The organism is Ilumatobacter sp., assembly GCF_039969435.1.
Taxonomy (GTDB): Bacteria; Actinomycetota; Acidimicrobiia; order Acidimicrobiales; family Ilumatobacteraceae; genus Ilumatobacter_A.
This window is the reverse complement of the sequence record NZ_JBDVNU010000009.1, coordinates 298,996-316,511: the sequence shown is the minus strand read 5'-3', so window position 1 is coordinate 316,511 and position 17,516 is coordinate 298,996. Positions and strand designations below refer to the sequence as shown.

Sequence of the window (17,516 nt, the reverse complement as noted above, 5' to 3'; positions counted from 1 at the left end):
GACCAGGGCATCATTGCCGGCGTTCGGGGACGGCCCCGACGCATTCGTCCTCGGCGGTCCAGGCGATCGCATCCCGGTCGAACGCCCGGACACATCGGCCCGGGCGTTCGACGGTTGGTGGGGTCGGAACGGGTTGCGTACCGCCTGTCCGGCTCGGTGTTCATCCCTCCGTGGTGTTGAACGTCCTCAGGATCGTGTCGACAGCCTCGAGATCGGCGTCGGTGACGACCTGGACGCTGACGACGACCGCGTATGCCGCGTCGGTCGGGAATGCGACGACGTTGAGCACCTGGGTTCCCGTGCCGCCGCAGTCCTCGAAGGCCTCGAAGAGCCCGGTGAACACGGCGTCGGCGTAGTCCTCGCGCCCGGTGGACGTGCAGTCCGGCGGGGCGAACGAGTCGAGCAGGACGTTCGGATCGGCGCTGCCGAGTTCGCCACTCGCAGCGAAGTAGATGCCGGGGACGTTCCAGGTGGTCTGGTACGCCTCGAGGTCGGTGCTCGCCCGAATCGTGGGGGCCTCGCCGCTGTCGGTCTGCTCCGCAGCGCCGTCGATGTCGGACCACGCCGTCGGGATCGAGACGGTCAGCAGACCCGTGGCGTCGGTGACGACGACGTACTCGTAGGCGGCGGTTCCGCTGTCGGCGTCACCTTCCTCCAGGCTCGTCTCGTCCAACTCCTCGGCGAAGCTGAACGAGGTCTCGAGTGGAGAGCCGTTGAACTCTCCGCTGAGGACCTCCTCGGTCGAGTACCGCAAGACCTCGACGGCGAGCGCGTCGGACGAGTCGTGCGTGCGCAGGACGTCGCAGTAGTCCGCCATCGTTCCGTCGGCGCCGATCGAGACCCCTTCGAGTCGCGTCACGATGTCACCGGGCTGCAACTCGAGGGAGTCGGCGGGCGAACCGGAGGTGACGCCCGCGACCCAGAGCCCGTAGACACTCCCGTCGTCGCTCGTCACGGTCTGCCCGTTGATCCCGAGGGACTCGACGTCGGATCCGGCGGAGAGCGTCGAGACGATCCCTCGGGCCTCCTCGGCGTCGATGGCGAAGTACTGCTCGGTGTTGGTCCCGGTCCCGCCGCCGGCGTAGTGGATCCCCACGACGTCACCGTCGGCGGTCACCACCGGACCGCCCGAGTTGCCGGGTTGTCCGGGTGCGTCGTGTTCGAGCACGCTGTCGACCGACGCCCACTGGGTCTCGCCACCGGCCGACACCTTGGACACGATCCCGCGGGTCAACGTGTACTCGGGATCACCGAGTGGATAGCCGGCGAGGTAGATGTCGAGGCCGGGTTGCAGTTCGCCGTCGTACCAGTCGAGGGTGGGGAACCCGTCGCCCTCGATGTCGATCACCGCAAGGTCCGAACACTCCGACACGCCGAGGATCTGGGCGTTGCGCGGTGCGTCCTCGCCCGGGACGAGCACCTGCAGCAGACCGGCACCCGCAACGACGTGGTTGTTGGTGACGGCGATGCCGGCCTCGTCGATGATGAAGCCGGACCCCGCACCCGAACCTTCCGTCGCACCGAACTCGGGATCCGAGAAGGTTCCCTGCGCAGTGATCTGGATGGTCGCTGCGGCGACGTCGTCGAGACCACCGCCTGCGGACTCGGTGTCCTCCGTCGTCGGGGCGTCGTCGGTCGCGGTCGTGGCCGGCCCCGTCTCCTGCGTCCTGGCCGGGGTGTCGACGGGGCCGCTGTCCGCGGACGGCGTCTCCGTCGAGTCCGCACCGGACTCACCGTCGGACCCTCCGGATCCGCCGCACGCGGCGACGAGCAGGGTGCCGGCGATCATCGAGGCGACGAGTCGCCGCTGGTTGGTGTGCTTCATGATGTTCCTCGTTTCACGGTGTTCATTCGGGAAGTGGGAGTCCCGGACGGTGCCGGGGGTGGGGCAGATGGGTGATCAGGTAGGCGACCAACATCGCGACGCGCGCACGCGGTGCGTCGGTCACGACGATCGGGCCGGTGGGGGCGTCGATGGTGAACTCGCTGGCGGACGCGTCGATCGACACGCCGGAGATCTCGCGGAGATCGATCGACCGCACGTCGGGTTCGGCCTCGATCCCGACGACGCTCAGCACCACCACCGAACGGATGTCGGCCGCGACCACGACACCGCGGCCGTTCCAGCGACCGGGGCACCAGGCGGACGGTTCGATTGAGACGTCGGCCGAAGCGAGATGGCCGAACAGGCGGCCGACGCCCGCGACGCGGAGACCGACATCGAGTTCCGCCGTCGCCCGCTCGGCATCGTTGGTGGACATGCGCACCCGAGAACTGTGGGCGCTGCATCTCCGTGGGCGCAATGGCGAAACCCCGTGCAAACCCCGTGTCCCCCGGACGGCGTCGGTGAGCGTCGAGGTCGGGGTCGGTAGATTCGGCGGCAGTGAAGAGTCGTCGCCCTGTGGATGCTGCGGTCGACGCGTTGACCGGGGCCGCACGGGCGGGTTCGGGCGGTGCGCTCGTCATCGAGGGTGTCGCCGGCGTCGGCAAGACCACGCTTCTCGATCGGATCGCGAGCGGGTGGCAGCCGGGTCGCGTGATCCGCGTGACCGGGAGCGAGTTCGAGCGCACGATGCCCCTCGCAGGAGTGACCTTGCTGTGCGCGCCGCTCGTGGGTCATCTCGACGGGTTGGCACCGCATCAGTCCGGGCTGATCCGCCGGGTTCTCGGCCAGGGGCCGTCGACGTCGGACGCGACCGGTTCTGTCGACCCGCTCGCATCGAGCGGCGCCGAGGACTCGATCGACGTCATGGCCCTGGGTCTCGCCCTGCTCGCGTTGCTCGCCGAGGCCGCCAGACCCGACGGTCTACTCGTCGTGGTCGACGACTCCCAGTGGTTGGATCCGACGACGGTGCAGGTGGTCGAGTTCGTCGCCCGCCGGCTCGGCGGTACCTGCGTCGCGGTCGTCGCTGCGCAACGTCCCACCGATCACGGTCTCCGGTTCGGCGGTGCGATCGAGCTCGACCTGCTCGGCTTCGACGAGTCCGTCGACCTGCTGGTCGGCCTGGGTGCGGACGCAATCGTGGCACGCAACATCGCGTCGACGGTCGACGGTCTCCCGCTCCTGCTCTGCCGGATCGTCGACGAACTGACGCCACGCCAGAAGGCAGGGTTGGCCGCACTGCCCGAACCGCTCCAGGTCGGAGCCGGGCTCGAAGCCGACTACGCGGACCTCGTGCGACGACTCGACACGGACGAGCGCGGTGCCCTGTTGCTGCTCGCTGCGCTCGGCGAGCGCCGACCGCTCGGCGACGTCGACGCCGACGCGCCGGTGCGACTCGGTCGGGCAGCACAGCTCGGCCTCGTCGCCGTCGGGGACGCCGACGTCCGGTTCTCCCATCCGATCGTCCGCGCCGCGGTCTACTGGTCGGCGTCGCCGCAGGAGCGCCGATCGGCCCACTCCGCCATCGCTGATGCATTGGCCCCCTCCGACGAGGCCGAGGTCTGGCATCGGGCCGCGGCGGTGATCGACCGTGACGACGTGTTGGCCGGCCGACTCGTCGAGAGCGGTGAGGAGGCCACGCGGCGCGGCGCGCACGCGAGTGCGGTGACGACGTTCCAACGCGCTGCCGAGATCGCTCGGACGGACGCCACACGTTGCCGAGCCCTCGTCGCCGGCGCCCGCTCCGCACTGGACTCCGGGTCGGCGACCGTCGCCACGGCATTCCTCGACGAAGCCGACGGGCTCGGCATCGCCGCAGCATCCACCGACGAGCTCCGCGCTCGCATCGCGTTCGCCTCGGGGGCTCCGGTCGACGCGCAACGGCGCTACGCCGACGTGGCCGACCGTTGGCACGAAGCGGACCCCGAGCGCTCGGCCTCCGCCCGCATCGAGCACATCACGTTGTCGCTCAAGCTGCACGACGTCTCCGCTGCCGCCTCGAGCCTCGCCTCGATGCCGACCTGCAGCCAGCGTCTCGAACAACGTGCCCGGATCCTCGATGCGGTCCTGCGCTGTCGCACGGGCACGCCCTCCGAACTCGGGGCGGCACGCAACGAACTCATCGAGCTGCGGCGCTCGTCGGTGGACGCCGACGATCTGCGCTTCATCGTCGAGGCCGTCACCCTGGCCATCGCCGGCGCCGGCGACGATCCGATCCTGCGCGACCTGGCAGACGATCTGCACCGCACCGCCGGCGACGTCGTCCCGTCCCTTGTCCCGTCGCTGCTCCTCGCACGCGCCGCGTACTGCTCCCGCTTCGACCTGACCGGTACGGCGACCGCCGCCCGACAGGCGATCGATCTGGGAACGGAGGCCGGACAGAGCGGTCTGGTCGCCCTCGCTCTCCCTTGGCTCGCCAACGCCCAGGCCGGACTGGGGGATCCGCAGTGCCTCGAGACGTGTGCCGAGGTCGAGGCGTTGGGCGGCGAGCCGGCCTGGATCAGCGCTCGGTCGGCCCTCGGGTTCCATGCCCTCACCGTCGGTCGACCGTCCGAGGCCTTCGAGGTGCTCGACGAGTTGCACCGGTGGTCCGGAGGTGAGCTGCGCAGCCTCATCCTGTGGCACGCGGATCTGGCCGAAGCAGCGCTCGCCGTGGGGCGTCGCGATCGGGCCGAGCAGCAGCTGAGCATCCTGGAACCGCTCGCGGCGGGCCGGGACAGGCCGTGGGTGAGCGGTGTCGCCCACCGCGTGAGAGGCCAGTTGTCGGGCGACGTCGACGACGCCATCGCCGAGCTCACACTCGCGAGCGACATCCTGACCGTCGGCGGGTACATGGTGGCAGCCGCCCGGACCGACCTGATGCTCGGCGAGCGGTTGCGACGGGCACGGCGGCGCGCGCAGTCCCGCGATCGTGTGATGCGCGCCCGCGAGGTCTTCGAGCGCGCCGGGATGACCGTGTGGATCGATCGCTGCGACGTGGACCTGCATGCCGTGGGCGCCGCGCCTCCCGCCACCGACGGCGTCGAGGCGCACGCCGCGCTCACGGCCCACGAACTGCAGATCGCCCGCTGGGTGACCGCCGGCGAGACGAACCGCGACGTGGCGCGGCGCCTGATCCTCAGCCCGCGAACCGTCGAGTCCCACCTGTCCGGCATCTATCGCAAGCTGGGGGTGTCGGGGCGCAGCCAACTGATCGCCCGGAGTCAGAGCGACTCCTCGTTGATCGCCTGAACGCGAGTGACGTCGTGGGAGTGATGAGGTGTCGGGACAGACGCGCTCGGTGACGGGTGGCATGCAATATTCGGTGGGGAGATCGGTTGACCTCTGTGCCGGAAGAGTTCCGGCACGATGGAGGATCACGATGAACATCATGGACGTTGCCAGCTCTCTCGGACTCGTCGACCCGACCGGAACGGTGGTCGGCACGATCGACCAGCAGAAGGTTCTCGGAACGCTCGTCGAGCTCGCGGAGAAGGACCCGGCGCACACCGATCTGTACGCCGAGACCGCCGGGCACGTTCGGAGCGCGAGATCCGCTGGAATGGAAACCCACGATGCCAAGAGTTTCCAGGCGCGCCCCGGCGCAGAGGCGACCACGCAGCTTCGCTACCGATCCGAGATGGCCGACCTGTTCATGGACCTCGCGATCGACGTCGGGCTCCGACTCCAGGATCAAAAGCTCATGGCGACCGCCTGAGCGAATGACCTCGGAGCGGCTGTCAGCCGTCGAGCGACTCGTCACCCCGCCCCGTCACCCGGCCACTCGAGTGATGTGTTCCTCGTGGAAGGATGAGTAGTCGGTGAGAGTGCGTTGGGCGACGTGGAACCTGTGGTCGATCGGACCGAGGTGGATCGAGCGAGGGGAACTTGCAGGAGCATTGCTCGCTGATCTCGATGCCGACGTCGTCTGTCTCCAGGAGGTTCGCCGGGACGCCCGTCACGATGTCGGTGCGACCATCGCGGACACGCTCGGACTCCACATCGCTCGCTGCTCTCCGGTGTCGGCCGAGTGGTGGAGCGGTCGCGTCGGCGAACAGATCGAGGTCGACAACGTGGTGCTGTCGAGATGGCCGGTCGCCGAGGCGGTCAACCAGGTGCTGCCGCACGAGGGTGCAGCTGAGGAGCGGCGCAGCGCGCTGCACGTGCAGATCGATGCGCCGTCTCCGCTGCGGGTCGTGTCGACCCAACTCACGTCGTCGCCTCTCGATTCGCGCCTCAGGGTGACTCAAGTGCGAGCGCTCGCAGCGGAGCTCGCTCGTCGACGCCGATCGGACGAGGTCGTTCTGGTGGCCGGCGACATGAACGCCGAGGCGGACTCGGACGAGATGCGCCTCCTCTGCGGGCACAAGACAGCTCCACCTGTCCCTCGTCACGTGCTGATGGACCTCTGGCGCTTCTCGGCGGCTGGGGCGCCAGGTGACACGTGGGATCGGTCCAACCCGCATGTCGAGGCTTCGAACGAGCCGAGCTGTCGGATCGACTACCTGCTCGCGGCACCCATGCCATCCGGACGTCTCCCGCTCGTGACCGCCATCGAACGGTTCGGCGCTCGTCCAGTCGACGGTGTCTGGCCGTCCGACCACGCAGGTGTGGTGGCAACGATCGAGCTCGGGTGAGCCTCTCTTCTCACTCCGAGCATTGCCTCAGCCGACCAGCTGAGATCCGGCGGTAGGGGACAGCCTCGGATGCTGACACCGTCGGGCATGACGGGACAGTCAGCCGATCGCGAACGTGCCGGTACAGAGCAGGTCAGAACACGAGCGGCCTGGTGAGCCCCGTTTCGTCGGTGATCTGGGCGGCGCAACCTCAGGGTGCTACCAGGAGTAGCATGCTTGTGTGAAGGTCAGTGTCTCACTCCCAGCTGAAGACATCGAGTTTCTCGATGACTACGCCGCCACCAACGGGATGGAGTCACGATCGGCCGCGGTCCACAAAGCGGTCCGTCTTCTCCGCTCGTCCGGACTCGGCGCCGCCTACGAGCAGGCATGGGCGGAGTGGGCAACCGACGACGATTCAGGTGATTGGGAAGCGGTCGTCGGCGACGGCGTCGCCGGATGAGAAGAGGCGAGATCCGCATGGTCGACCTCGACCCCGCACGCGGAGCCGAAGCCAGCAAGTACCGCCCGGCGGTCATCGTGAGCAACGACGGGGCAAACACCACCGCCGAGCGCCTCGGGCGGGGTGTGATCACCGTCGTGCCAGTGACGTCGAACACCGCCAACATCTACCCGTTCCAGGTGCTGCTCACCGCGGACTCCACGGGGCTGCGACGCGACTCGAAAGCCCAGGCGGAACAAGTTCGATCGGTTGATGTCGATCGCATCGGCGCGCTCGTCGGCACGCTCGATGGCGAACTTCGTGGCGACCTCGACGAAGCACTACGGCTTCACCTGGCGCTCTGACAGTCGGCGGCCCGTCTGCACGATCTGGAGCGGGCCGGCTCGATCGTGCGCGCCGATCACGGGCGGTCGTTGAGTCTGATGCGCAGCGTTGATCTGGGGGGCCTCTGGGTGGCCTCCAGGCGGTCCTGGGATCGGTGTGATCGACGCACATCTGGATTCGTGGAGGTTCCAGCTCGCTCATTGGCTCTCGGTGGTGCGTTCGATCGGCGCCGTCGACACCTACTGAGTGATGACGTGCGGACGTCAGATTGCGACGATGTCGACCAGGCCGTCCAGAGCTGCGAAGTCGCTCGGGTTCCTCGTGTAGAGGGGAAGGTCGACGGAGCACGCAACTGCTGCGATCATCAGGTCGACAGCCCGTGCGCCTCGCGCCTTGCGGCCGGCAGCAACCACGGCGGAGTAGATGCGACCGTAGGCCCGTGCTGCGTCGGCATCAAAGGGCAACGGAGAGAATGCTGCTTCGGTCCTCTGCAACCGGTCTTGGCGACGGGCTCGCTCCGCGGGGTCGGTGGCCGCGTGAGGTCCCGCTGCGAGTTCGGCCATGGTGAGTGCAGTCACTGCGACCTCGAGTGGAAGCTCGCTGACATCGATGCTGTCGAGGTCGATCACGATCGACGTGTCGAGCACGCCGCGTGCGACGCGTTGGTCAGGCACGTGGTGCGATGCTCTGGTCGGCGACTGCGTCGAGGTCTCGTCGGAACTGTGCGGCGTCGATCGGCGGAGCTGCCTGGAAGAGCTGGGCGATGGATTCCGCGGTCACGAAGCGGAGACGCCGTAGTGGGGTGAGTTCACCGACGGGAACACCGTTGCGTGTGACGACGAAGGACTCGCCTTCGTCGAGGCGGCGCATGATCTCTCCGCTGCCGTTGCGGAGCTCCCGTTGGGTGACGACCTGGCTCATCCCGACATCGTAGCACGACGTGCTACACCGGCTCCGAAACGCACGCGCAGAGCACTCCGTGATCGTTGGGGACGGAGCGCGCGCCTCGATCGGGGGACAGCCTCATCCGTCCTCCGTTCCCGACCTGAAGCAGTCGACGGAGCAGATCACTTCGAAGGTCGACGCGGCGTGAATCGCCGGGCGGTTCGACACGTCGGTCGGACCGCCCCGACCGTCACTCCTCGACAGCGTCGGGAATCGACAGTTCGGGAATCTCGACGTCGGCCGCCGTGACCGTCGGTTCGGACTCGATTCCGCACACGTCCACGGTGTACCGCTCGAGGTTCTCGCCGGCCTCGACGACCTCGGGTTGACCCAACACCTCGAGGAACTCCTCGACCGCCTCGGGGTCGGCCTCGGCAGCATCGAAGTCCTCGAATCCCGAGAATGCGTCTCTCACCGTCTCGAGATCCTCACGGATGTCGTCGGGTGCCGACTCGATGAGTTCGTCGAACGCCGCGATGGTCTCCTCCTGTGTCGTCGGTTGGTTCTCGACCGAATCGAACTCCATGAACTTCTGGCAGAACTCGTCGTCGGAGCCCTCACCTGCGTCGTCGGAGTCCGCGCCTGCCGCCGCCTCGTCGTCCGAGCCGTCACCCGAGTCGTCGGAGTCAGCGCCCGCGGCCGTGTCGGACGCGTCGGACGCGTCGGTCGACGACGGGTCGGTGACGGAGGATGCGTCGTCCCCGTCGCTCGACGAGCATGCGCCGAGAGCAACCGAGAGGGACGCGAGAACGATCAGTGTCTTCTTCATCGGGGCGAAGGTACCCCTGTGGAGGCCGAGGGCGTGTTCGTGGTGGTGGAATCACCCCGTCGGGGCGCAGGCCGACGAAGGGGATCCCAGCCGATCGAGGAAGTCGACGACAGCGTTGCGGAACGTGTCCCGCGACGCCACTTCGTCGTGGACGAGGTGGCCCGCACCCTCCACGACGAACACCTCGGTCGCCGGCGATGCGTCGGCGAATGCCCGTGCCGCGCGCGGGGAGGCGACGGCGTCGGGCTTGGCCGGATCCGCACACACCACGAGCGTCGGCACCCCGAAGGGCGCGGTCGGGTCGAGGAAGGGTTCGACCGACCCGGTCAGCACTGGGTCGAGCACGGATGCGTCGACGCGGAGCATCGATTCCGCCATCTGCTCGATGCCGTCACGATGGAGGCTGTCACCGAACGTGCCCCCAGAGGCTGACGGAGCAGCGGCCAGGATGCCGACGAGCACGTCGGCGGTGATCCCCGATGCCTGGAGTCGTGGGATCGACTCGCGCATCATCCGGAACGCTGCCAGCAGCGAGTTCCCTTCGAGCGCCGGTTCGCTGCTGTCACCGAGCGCGAGCGGCGGGTCCTCCATGATCGCCGCCCGCACCAGTTCGGGATGACGCTGCACCAGCGCTGCGGTCGTGACGCCGCCGAGCGAATGACCCATGACGATGGCGGGCTGCCCGGCGACCTGCTCGAGCGCGGCGACGGCATCGCTGATGTATCCCGACGACGAGTACTGGTCGGCGGCGCGGTCGGAATCGCCGTGGCCCCGGAAGTCGAGCCTCAACACTCGGTAGCGGTCGGCGAGTTCGGGCACGAGCCAGTTCCACGTCCCGCTGTACGACGTGATGCCGTGCAGCAGCAGGACCGGCGGAGCGGACGGGCTGCCGTCCTCGGTCACGTGCAGTTCGATCGAGCCGTTGCGGATCTTCACGACCGGCACCATAGGTCGCACTCATCCGACCCTGCGACGTGACTCGACGTGTTGCTGCCGACGGGGTGGTGGCGGTCGCCGATCTAGGTTGAGCGGATGTGTTCGGCGGATTCGACGTGAGCGGGGTGGTCACCATCGAGGGGTTCGCGACCCCTCGCTACCACGAGCAACTGTGTCTGCATCTGAAGGACACGGAACCCGAGCTGTGGGCGTGGTTCCGTGAGACGATCGAGCCCGATCGTGCAGCGGTGGATCAGGCCGAACTGGAACTGCTGAAGACCACGTATCGCCTCGACGGTGAAGTCCACGGGGTGCTCGCCGGGTTCGCACCGTTGCTCGCCGGTCGGCTCGGGCTCGACGAGGAGGTCGTGCTGTACCAGGACCTCGGTGGCGCCGAACGCAATGCACGCGTGATGCGACTTGGGGACCGGATCCACGTGGTGTTCAGCGGTGATCTACTGGAGCTGCTCGACGTGCACGAACAGGAGGCGGTCCTCGCGCACGAACTCGCGCACGTCGCTCTGCACGACCGCTGCGATCGTGACTACCTCGTCCTCGACCACCTGGTTCACCGTGCGGACGTGGAGGCGATCACCGACGACGTGGTCGGTGAGACCGCTCGTCGTCTCCGGCTGCACACCGAGGTGTTCGCCGATGCAGTCGCACACGAGATGATGGACGACCTCCGGCCGGTGGTGTCGTCGATCGTCAAGGTCAACACCGGCCTGCGCAACGTCGACCCGGATGCGTACCTGCGTCAGGCCCGCCAGATCATCGAGACCGACCCGTCGTCGAGCCACGGTTGGACCCACCCGGAACTCCACGTCCGCGTCGCGTGTCTGGCGGCGCGCAGCGCCGAGGTGCCGGGCGACGTGACGGGGGAGGTGGTGACCCAGTTGATCGACGGCCCCGACGACCTCGACCGCATCGACCTGCTCGGCCAGCTCCGGATCCAGGAGATCGTGTCGCGGGTGCTCGCATCTGCGGGTTCGATCGACGCGAGCGACGACGGGACCGAGGACTTCCGGTCCTACGTGAGGAACTATCCCGACCTCGAACCAGCACGGGCCGAACCGATCCTCGACGGTGAACTGGCCGACGCGACGCCGTCCGTGCGGCATCTGGTCGGCGCGCTGCTGGTCGACGTCGCGCTCCTCGGTGACGGTGACGGCCTCGACCGGACCGGCGCGTTCTCACGCGAGGCGCAGCGTCAGGGCGTCGGTGACGAGTTCGACAAGGTGCTCAGCCGAGCCACGGAGCGCACGCTCGCCGACGTGCGCAAGTTGCGTGGTGGCACATGACGTTCGCACGACTCCTGAGCGAAGCGATCTCGGCGGAGGGGCTGCCGGCGACGGGCGACGTCCTGTCGATCGGGCTCCCGTTCCTGCGTCAACTCGACGACCTCCATCGCTCGGGTCGTGTGAGCCGCCTGTCCGGTCTCGACGGTCTGACCTTCGACGGCGAGGTCCTGCGACTCGACCTCGGCCACACGCGAGAACCCGCGACCGACGAGGCGGCGATGCGACGGGTGAACCCGGAACGCACGCGTTCCGGTGTCGCCGTGGTCCGCCGACTGGGGATCGACCACGGCACCGGTGCGGGCCCGTCGGTCGGGAGCCTCGACGTGCACGACGGCACCGGCGACCTCCCCGACCGGCCCGTCTTCGTCACCGGCTACCGCGCGTGGGAGCAACTGCACGGCACCCACGACGTGCTGACCGACATCCACCTGGCGGGCATGTTGCTCGTCAGCTACGCCACCGGTCTCGACCTCGACGTCGAGGAATCGGTCGGCGAGCTGGCCATGCGATCGCGGCACCTGGGGTCGCTCAACCCCGGCCTCCACCCGGTGGTCACAGCGGTGCTCGGAGACATGATCTCGCCCGACCGTCACCTCCGACCGGGCGATCTCGGCCACGTGATCGTGCGGCTCGAGCACCACCGCGACCTGCCGGCCGACCTCGACCTGAGCGATGCCTACGCCGCTGCGGACGGATGGCAGCACGGTGTCCTGGCCGCTCTGCGCGAGCGCGTCTTCGACGTGAGCCGGCGGAACCGAGCGCTGTACTTCAAGCCGTCGGCGTCGGCGCTGTCGTTGACCGAGGCGTCGGTTCCACTCCTGCTGGACGTGGAACGCATCGAGCCGTCCGACCTGCTCACCTGGACGGGCGACGCAGCCGACGCGTTCCGCTCCGGACGCAGGATCGACCTCGAGCGGTGGTGTCGGTTCGAGGAGGCACCGCACCTCGCTCCGGGGCTCGACACCCTGATCTCCTCGGAACGCAGGTTGAGGGCCGAACACGGCCAGGGCCGGCTCCGACTCGTCATCGCATTCCTGCGCTGGGTCGATCCGGACAGCGGCGAGGTGGTCGACTCCCCGCTGGTGACGCTTCCGGCCGAACTCGGTCGCAAGAAGGGGGTCCGCGACCGGTACCGCGTCAGCGTCGAGAACCACGGTGAGGTCAACCCCGTCCTGCGACACGTGTTCCGCAAGCGCTTCGGCATCCTCCTCGCGGAGACGGTGGGAACGGACCATGCGTCCCTGGTCGCCCTCGTTGCGACACTCGAGGCGATGGTGCGCTCCACCGACCAGTCGATCTCGATCGACCTGATCGACACGCCCCGCGTGAACATCATCCGCCGGCGCGCGCAACTGCGCGTCGACGCATACGTCCGTCGCTGCGCACGCGCACAGGCGTCGTCGGGCCGCTGGCGGCGACAGGAGCACAGCTACGACAGCGACGACTGGCGGCCGCTCGGTCTCGCGCTGTACCGGCGCTTCGTCCAACCGGCCGACCTGCCCCTGCGCAGCCTCGCCGGTGCCTCCCCACGGCCGCGTCGGCCCGACTCGTTGTCCGCTCCCGCCGAGACGACGACGACGGGCGAGCGCATCAGCTCGCAGTACGAGGTGAGCACCGGCGACGTCAACCGGCACCGGTGGGAGGTGGATCTGTGCGCCGTGACCCTCGCGTCGCTCGGATCGCGACGCAGCAGCCTGTCGCGCGACTACGACACGCTGCTGAGCGAGGAACACGGCGCGGCGAAGGTCGTCGGGACTCCATTCGACTCGATGTTCTCACCCGAACCGAAGGCGGCTCGACGCGTCGACACCGATCCGATCAGTGTCGACCAGATCCTCGTGCTCCCCGCCGACGACGCTCAGGCGCGGGCGGTCCGTCGCGGCCTCGGCGGCGAGTCGCTCATCATCCAGGGACCGCCCGGCACCGGCAAGAGCCAGACGATCGCCAACCTCATCGCGGCGTCGGTCGCCGACGGTCGGCGCGTGCTGTTCGTGTGCGAGAAGCGGGCGGCGCTCGACGTGGTCGCGCAGCGATTGCGTCAGGTGGGGCTGGGTCAGTTGGTCGCGACGATCCACGACTCCCAACTCGATCGCAAGGCCTTCATCACCGATCTCGGCGGGGTCTACTCGTCGTGGCTCGACGACGGTGTCCCGGAATCGAACCCGGCGTCGACCCCGGAGTCGAGTGGGCAACGCGATGACGCTCTCTCCGCCGTGAACTCCATCCTCGTGCCGCTCGAGCGGGTCTTCGTCGAGTTGGGCGATGCCCGCGGCGGGCGGCTGTCCGTCGCGGAGACGGTCGAACGTCTGGTGATGCTGCGACTTCGCGGTGTCCTGCCGGCCGCACACGTCGTGGCTGGCGGGGTCACGGTCGCATCGTGGCTCGATGCCCGTCCCCGTCTCGGCGAGGTTGCCACGGAGCTGGCGCGAACCGGTCGGACGGGGCCGTTGGGGGAGGTCGACGTGCTGCGTGTGGCACCTTCCTTCGTCTCGCAGGGTGACCCCGTCGTCGCGGTCCGGACGCTCGGCGATCGGGTGGTGGCGGCAACGACCGGTCTCGCCGACGTACTCGGATCGTCCCTGTCGCCGTCGGAGGTCGCCGTCTCCTCGATCACGACGCTGTCCTTCCACATGCCGCTGCTGACCGCGCTCGCGACGCACGGCGCGCTCGGGGCGTTGGACACGGCGTCGGGCACCCACCTCGACGCTCGGGCGGCTGCGCTCGAACTCGAACGCCTCGTCTCGTTCGCCGATGCGCAGCGACCCGTGCTCGACCGCTGGCGCACGGCCCCGAATGCAGGCGATACGGCTGCGGCGCTCGAGATCGCCCGATCGAAGGAGAACTCGTTCTTCAAGTTCCTCGACGGGAAGTGGCGCCAGGTCGACTCGCTCGTGAGATCGCAGTACCGCCACGAACTCCACCAGATCCGGCCGACGGCATCACAGGTCCTCGACGAGCTGAATGCGTACCACTCGGCGCAGTCGGCCGTCGAGGCCCACCGCCGATTCGTCCAGGGGAAGTACGGCGTCGCCGATCTGCGCAGCGCGCTCGCAGCCGCCGAGCAACTGGCCGATGACCGGGTGATGAAGGCCGTCGTGACCGACGGGTCGACGGTCGATCTCCGGGCGCTCGAACAGGCAGTGGACGCCGACGCCTTCGTGGATCGTCAGGTCGTGGTGGACGCCGATGCGACGTTGCTCGACCTGCAGCGCATCGGCAACTCGATGCAGCGTGCATCGGTGGCCGACGAACGGGCGCTCGTCGCATGGGGTCGCCTCGGCGATGTCGACGCAGACGTGATCGCCATCGCGCTCGACGAGCGGAGCAGCCTCGACGAGATCGAGTGCCACCTGCTCACGGCGTCGCTCGCTGCCACCGGAGCGTCGGTCCCGCCGGCCGCGCTCGGTGGTGCACAGCTCGACCAGACCGTCGAACTGCTCCTGCACCGGTACCGATCGCTGCTCGCCGCCAACGCCCGCCACGTCGCCGACCGGGCTCGTCGGTCGTTCCGCGAGAACGTGGAGTTCTCCGACGCGTCGATGGCGGGCAGGTCCGACGAGGACAAGGAACGCAAGCGTGCCTACCGGGCCGGTCGCCGGGTGCTCGAGCGAGAGTTCGACAAGAAGATGCGGTACCGATCGATCAGAGAACTGGCCGCCGGTGACAGTGGCGTCGTGGTCCGGGACCTCAAGCCCATCTGGCTGATGAGCCCGTTGTCGGTGTCCGACACCCTCCCGCTCGACGGTGACCTGTTCGACGTGGTCGTCTTCGACGAGGCGAGCCAGATCCCCGTGGAGGACGCGGTGCCGACGTTGTTCCGGGCGGGCCAGACGGTGGTGGTCGGGGATCGGATGCAACTCCCGCCGACCCGATTCTTCTCGACCGGATCCGACGAGGACGACGACATCGTCGTCGACGCCGATGGTGAGGGCGACGACCAGCGCATCACGATCACGCTCGATGCGGACAGCTTCCTCACCCAGGCGGACCTGTCGCTCGACTCCACCATGCTCACCTGGCACTATCGATCGCGCTCGGAGTCGCTGATCGGGTACAGCAACCATGCGTTCTACGACGCTCGACTCGCCACGATCCCCGACCGCTCCTTCGACGCGGTCGAGCGCGAGCCGATCGTCGTGGCCGGCCCCGACGAAGCGGCGGAGAACCTGGCCACCTCGTTCGAGCGACCGATCTCGTTCCATTCGATCGAGCGTGGCGTCTACGAGGACCGCCGGAACGTCGCGGAGGCGGACTACATCGCCGAGATGGTCCGGGCGATGCTCGTCGCGGCAACCGGTCACACCATCGGCATCGTCGCGTTCTCCGAAGCGCAACAGACGGCGATCGAGTCCTCGCTCGCCGAACTCGCAGTTCTCGACCGCCGCTTCGCCGACCTGCTCGAAGCCGAACAGGTGCGCACCGACGACGACGAGTTCGTCGGTCTGTTCGTCAAGAACCTGGAGAACGTGCAGGGTGACGAGCGTGACGTGATCATCATGAGCGTCTGCTACGCCCGCAACGCCGACGGCAGGATGCGGATGAACTTCGGTCCGATCAACCAGGCCGGCGGCGAACGCCGACTCAACGTGATCTTCAGCCGAGCCAAGCAACACATGATGATCGTCAGCTCGATCGTCGGCAGCGACATCACCAACACGCACAACGACGGCGCCGCACACCTCGCCAGGTTCCTGGACTACGCAGCAGCGGAGAGCGTGGGAGGCGCCGGCGGCGAATCGGTGCTCCGTTCACTCCGCTCATCCACCGCGAGCGACGGGTCGCGACCCGTCGACGAGCGGTCGGCCGTCGCGACCGAGCTCGCCGAGCGACTGCGACTCCGCGGTCATGCGGTCGACAGCGGGGTCGGCCGATCGGCGTTCACCATCGACGTCGCCGTCCGTCGCAACGGCGAGTACGCGCTCGGGATCATGGTCGACCCGGGTCGGACAGGCACGTCGCCGACCGAGCGGATGATCGCCGAGGCCGGCGTGCTCGACGCGATGGGCTGGCCGATGACCCGAGTGTTCGTGACCGAGTGGTGGAACGACCCCGACCGCGTCCTGGACCGGATCGAGCACGTCCTGGCCTCGCCGGTGGACCCGTCCTGATCGCAGAGGCGCACCGGCGGTCGAATCCCGCGTGGCGGACGGCCACCGGAGCGTCTACGTTTGCCGATGACCCGCTGCTCGATCATCTCCCGAACCAGCCACCAGGAGGTGAGCTCCCATGACACCACCCGTCCTGCTGCTCGATGCCACCTGGCGGATCGACCGGGTGATCGGTGTCAACCGTGCGTGCTGCCTCCTCGCCGCCGGTGAGGCCGTCGCCGCGTCCGACGAGATCGCTCACGTGATGCGGTCACCGTCGACGTCGATCGAGATCCCGTCCGTCATCGCCCGCACCACCGCGATCAACCGTCGGTCGTACCGCCCGCCCGGCTGCACCGCCCGCCGGGTGCGGCTGCGCGACGCACACACGTGTCAGTTCGTGATCGACGGTCGCGCGTGCGACGCCCTGGGTGACTCGGTCGACCACTTGCATCCGCGGTCGCTCGGCGGCGACGACGCGTGGCTGAACCTCGTCGCGTCGTGCAAGGCGCACAACAACGCGAAGGCGAACCGCACGCTCGACCAGATGGGCGAGCGGTACGGCTGGCGGCTCCGGCGCGCACCGTTCGCACCGACCCACCTCCAGATGCAGGCGGCGTCGATCTGTCGAGCGTCGTCGGCCTGGGAGCCGTTCCTTGGCATGGGCGTCGGCGCCGGGAACGGTGTCGGTGGCGCAATCGACGCCATCGCCGACACGCCGTTCGCCGGCGCACCGCAACACTGACCGGGACCCGACGACGATCGGATCCGATCCGATCCGATCCGCACGGTCGGTTCGGCCGGTCGGGTCGGTGGTCGGATCGGGGTGGTCGGATCGGGGCCGAGGAGTCCCGCTCTGCCAGAATCGACCGATGCTCGCCATCACGATCCTGTACCCACGCACCGCCGACTCCACGTTCGACATGGACTACTACACGGCCACGCACATGCCGATGTTCGCCGAGGGCCTGGGCGAGTCCTGCCAGGGTTGGGGTGCGGCGAGCGTCGCCGACGGTCCGTACATGGCGATGGGGTGGGCCATGGTGGACAGCCGGGAGAACTTCGACGCGGCCATGGCCGAACACGGTGCTGCGGTGATGGGCGACGTGCCCAACTACACGAACGTGATGCCCGAACTGCTGGTCGGCGAAGTCGCCGGCGGCAGCTGACCCGCACCGCGTTCGACTGCACCCACGCGAGAACCACACGGTCCC

Annotated in this window: 15 protein-coding genes; 9 read left to right on the top strand and 6 right to left on the bottom strand. The window is 68.5% G+C overall.

All coding sequences use genetic code 11. The features are described from left to right. Positions 1-160: 160 nt before the first annotated feature. On the bottom strand, positions 161-1,825 hold the full coding sequence (locus tag ABJK40_RS05580; RefSeq protein ID WP_348482778.1) for a trypsin-like peptidase domain-containing protein: 1,665 nt from the start codon (positions 1,823-1,825) through the stop codon (positions 161-163). Positions 1,826-1,847: 22 nt separating this feature from the next. Further along, positions 1,848-2,267 carry a hypothetical protein gene (locus tag ABJK40_RS05575; protein ID WP_348482777.1) on the bottom strand — a complete coding sequence of 140 codons (420 nt, stop codon included), beginning with the start codon at positions 2,265-2,267 and terminating at the stop codon, positions 1,848-1,850. Positions 2,268-2,383: 116 nt separating this feature from the next. Here ABJK40_RS05575 and ABJK40_RS05570 point away from each other — a divergent pair, with 116 nt between their 5' ends. The 5 genes from ABJK40_RS05570 to ABJK40_RS05550 all read left to right on the top strand — a co-directional run bounded on the left by ABJK40_RS05570 (position 2,384) and on the right by ABJK40_RS05550 (position 7,284). Further along, a complete protein-coding gene (locus tag ABJK40_RS05570; RefSeq protein WP_348482776.1) occupies positions 2,384-5,113 on the top strand; it encodes a LuxR C-terminal-related transcriptional regulator in 2,730 nt (909 codons plus the stop codon). 139 nt (positions 5,114-5,252) lie between these two features. Next, positions 5,253-5,579 (top strand): hypothetical protein, encoded by a 327-nt coding sequence (locus ABJK40_RS05565; RefSeq protein ID WP_348510185.1) that lies wholly within the window; start codon positions 5,253-5,255, stop codon positions 5,577-5,579. A gap of 103 nt (positions 5,580-5,682) precedes the next feature. Next, entirely contained in the window at positions 5,683-6,498 is an 816-nt protein-coding gene (locus ABJK40_RS05560) for an endonuclease/exonuclease/phosphatase family protein (protein WP_348482774.1), read from the top strand. A gap of 220 nt (positions 6,499-6,718) precedes the next feature. Beyond that, positions 6,719-6,940: a ribbon-helix-helix domain-containing protein gene (locus tag ABJK40_RS05555; protein WP_348482773.1), complete on the top strand. Its 222-nt coding sequence runs from the start codon at positions 6,719-6,721 to the stop codon at positions 6,938-6,940. Beyond that, the gene (locus ABJK40_RS05550) at positions 6,937-7,284 is read left to right on the top strand and encodes a type II toxin-antitoxin system PemK/MazF family toxin (RefSeq protein WP_348482772.1); all 348 of its coding nucleotides are present in this window, start codon (positions 6,937-6,939) and stop codon (positions 7,282-7,284) included. Before ABJK40_RS05555 ends, ABJK40_RS05550 begins: the two co-directional genes overlap by 4 nt. Before the next feature lie 243 nt (positions 7,285-7,527). Here the strand turns inward: ABJK40_RS05550 and ABJK40_RS05545 are convergent, their stop codons facing one another. From ABJK40_RS05545 to ABJK40_RS05530, 4 genes are all read right to left on the bottom strand, one after another. Then, a complete protein-coding gene (locus tag ABJK40_RS05545) occupies positions 7,528-7,938 on the bottom strand; it encodes a type II toxin-antitoxin system VapC family toxin (RefSeq protein WP_348482771.1) in 411 nt (136 codons plus the stop codon). After that, positions 7,931-8,185, bottom strand: coding sequence for a hypothetical protein (locus tag ABJK40_RS05540; protein WP_348482770.1), 255 nt, complete (start codon positions 8,183-8,185; stop codon positions 7,931-7,933). Before ABJK40_RS05540 ends, ABJK40_RS05545 begins: the two co-directional genes overlap by 8 nt. 214 nt (positions 8,186-8,399) lie before the next feature. Continuing rightward, positions 8,400-8,978 (bottom strand): hypothetical protein, encoded by a 579-nt coding sequence (locus ABJK40_RS05535; RefSeq protein WP_348482769.1) that lies wholly within the window; start codon positions 8,976-8,978, stop codon positions 8,400-8,402. A 51-nt stretch (positions 8,979-9,029) separates the two neighbouring features. Then, positions 9,030-9,914 (bottom strand): alpha/beta hydrolase, encoded by an 885-nt coding sequence (locus tag ABJK40_RS05530; RefSeq protein ID WP_348482768.1) that lies wholly within the window; start codon positions 9,912-9,914, stop codon positions 9,030-9,032. Between the two features lie 98 nt (positions 9,915-10,012). On the opposite strand from ABJK40_RS05530, the gene ABJK40_RS05525 reads away from it, so the two are divergent. From ABJK40_RS05525 to ABJK40_RS05510, 4 genes are all read left to right on the top strand, one after another. Then, a complete protein-coding gene (locus ABJK40_RS05525; protein WP_348482767.1) occupies positions 10,013-11,215 on the top strand; it encodes a M48 family metalloprotease in 1,203 nt (400 codons plus the stop codon). Continuing rightward, positions 11,212-16,323 (top strand): AAA domain-containing protein, encoded by a 5,112-nt coding sequence (locus ABJK40_RS05520; RefSeq protein WP_348482766.1) that lies wholly within the window; start codon positions 11,212-11,214, stop codon positions 16,321-16,323. Before ABJK40_RS05525 ends, ABJK40_RS05520 begins: the two co-directional genes overlap by 4 nt. Before the next feature lie 118 nt (positions 16,324-16,441). Continuing rightward, positions 16,442-17,047, top strand: coding sequence for an HNH endonuclease (locus ABJK40_RS05515; RefSeq protein WP_348482765.1), 606 nt, complete (start codon positions 16,442-16,444; stop codon positions 17,045-17,047). 127 nt (positions 17,048-17,174) lie between these two features. Continuing rightward, a complete protein-coding gene (locus ABJK40_RS05510) occupies positions 17,175-17,471 on the top strand; it encodes an EthD family reductase (protein ID WP_348482764.1) in 297 nt (98 codons plus the stop codon). The last annotated feature ends 45 nt before the right edge of the window (positions 17,472-17,516 follow it).

Excerpts from the sequence above, each read along its gene's own strand:
- ABJK40_RS05520 (WP_348482766.1), top strand. The coding sequence starts at position 11,212 with ATGACGTTCGCACGACTCCTGAGCGAAGCGATCTCGGCGGAGGGGCTG.
- ABJK40_RS05515 (WP_348482765.1), top strand. The coding sequence starts at position 16,442 with ATGACACCACCCGTCCTGCTGCTCGATGCCACCTGGCGGATCGACCGG.
- ABJK40_RS05580 (WP_348482778.1), bottom strand. The coding sequence starts at position 1,825 with ATGAAGCACACCAACCAGCGGCGACTCGTCGCCTCGATGATCGCCGGC.
- ABJK40_RS05535 (WP_348482769.1), bottom strand. The coding sequence starts at position 8,978 with ATGAAGAAGACACTGATCGTTCTCGCGTCCCTCTCGGTTGCTCTCGGC.
- ABJK40_RS05565 (WP_348510185.1), top strand. The coding sequence starts at position 5,253 with ATGGACGTTGCCAGCTCTCTCGGACTCGTCGACCCGACCGGAACGGTG.
- ABJK40_RS05510 (WP_348482764.1), top strand. The coding sequence starts at position 17,175 with ATGCTCGCCATCACGATCCTGTACCCACGCACCGCCGACTCCACGTTC.
- ABJK40_RS05550 (WP_348482772.1), top strand. The coding sequence starts at position 6,937 with ATGAGAAGAGGCGAGATCCGCATGGTCGACCTCGACCCCGCACGCGGA.
- ABJK40_RS05540 (WP_348482770.1), bottom strand. The coding sequence starts at position 8,185 with ATGAGCCAGGTCGTCACCCAACGGGAGCTCCGCAACGGCAGCGGAGAG.